Annotated in this window: 1 protein-coding gene; it reads right to left on the reverse strand. The window is 48.8% G+C overall.

Going from position 1 to position 1,173, the window contains the following annotated elements; all coding sequences use genetic code 11:
- Positions 1-1,173, reverse strand: a 1,173-nt coding sequence (locus AB6E08_RS23375; protein WP_372160360.1) for a DUF935 domain-containing protein, incomplete at both ends; no start/stop codon positions are given.

Below are 1,173 nucleotides of genomic sequence, written 5' to 3' on the forward strand. Positions count from 1 at the left end.
CTTCTTCCCAGTCGCTCATGGCTTCATCGGTTAAGTCGTTCATTTCCGCTTCAGCCGTTTTGCTTATGCGGTTAATCGCTACCTTTGATTTATCTCGATTGGTCGCAGGAAGGTTTTGAGCAAGTACCGCGCTTGCTGGCATCAGCACATCTTCATCGTCGGTTGGTTCACGTAGCCCAAACTTTTCACGCACTTCACTTGCAGATACGCGCATGCCACTTTCAATCATTGGCTTCAAGCTATCGACCAACATCTTCAAGTCTTCTGGCTCTGGCACTCGAATGCGAACTTTAGGGTAACGCTCTTGCACCCCCCAGTTCAGGATCACATAGGGCTTAACCAGGTACTCATTCACACACGCTTCAAGTTGGCGCGCATCCCACTTAGCAATATCCATACGTACTTCGTTATGAACATTGGCTTGAGATTGCGAACTGCCGTTATCAGCCGTCATGGTTTGGCCAAGTACCGCTTTACTGGTTTGCTCATCACACCAACGGGCCATGTTTTCAAACAGTGTTTCACCGCCATTGCCTTTGGCCGTTTCGATAAGCTCTAGCTTCATGGATTCAGGAATCACCGCACCTGCATCACTGGCAATGCGACCAATGGCATTTACTAGTGTGTTGATATCTTCGGTACTGGCGTTCGGGCCGTACTTACCCACACGAACTGGAATGCCAAACACTTCAGCAAACGCCCACCAATCACGAACCGTGAACGATTTAAGCATGTACATCACGGCAACCAAACGCGCTAAACCGTTACGCCAAACAATGCCAGATTTAGATCGAGGCGTATGCACCATAAACTTATACGGCTCTAACGGCTCGCCACTTGGCGCAGAATCACTAATCAATAGAATGTCTTCAAGCGTGTCTTGGTCGGCACGAAGATAGCGAGGGTCTACCCATTTATAATCTTGTGGTTTCCATGGTGTTTGTTTGGTATCCCAAAGCACTTGTACAACGGCTAACCCTTTACCTAGGCCATCAAGCAAATCAAAAAACAGTTCTGGTATTTGGTCTTCGGCCATGATGTCACGAACGCGATCAGCCATATCGAGATCAACTTGCTCATCACTGGCAGGTTCAACGGTAGGCTCAATAGCAGCAACCGCCAACTTACGGGTGCGCAGCTGCGCCGCGTAGTGCAAATCGCGCTCTTCCATTT

The sequence above is a fragment of the Vibrio sp. 10N.247.310.24 genome, from assembly GCF_041467175.1.
GTDB classification, from domain to species: Bacteria; Pseudomonadota; Gammaproteobacteria; order Enterobacterales; family Vibrionaceae; genus Vibrio; species Vibrio tasmaniensis_A.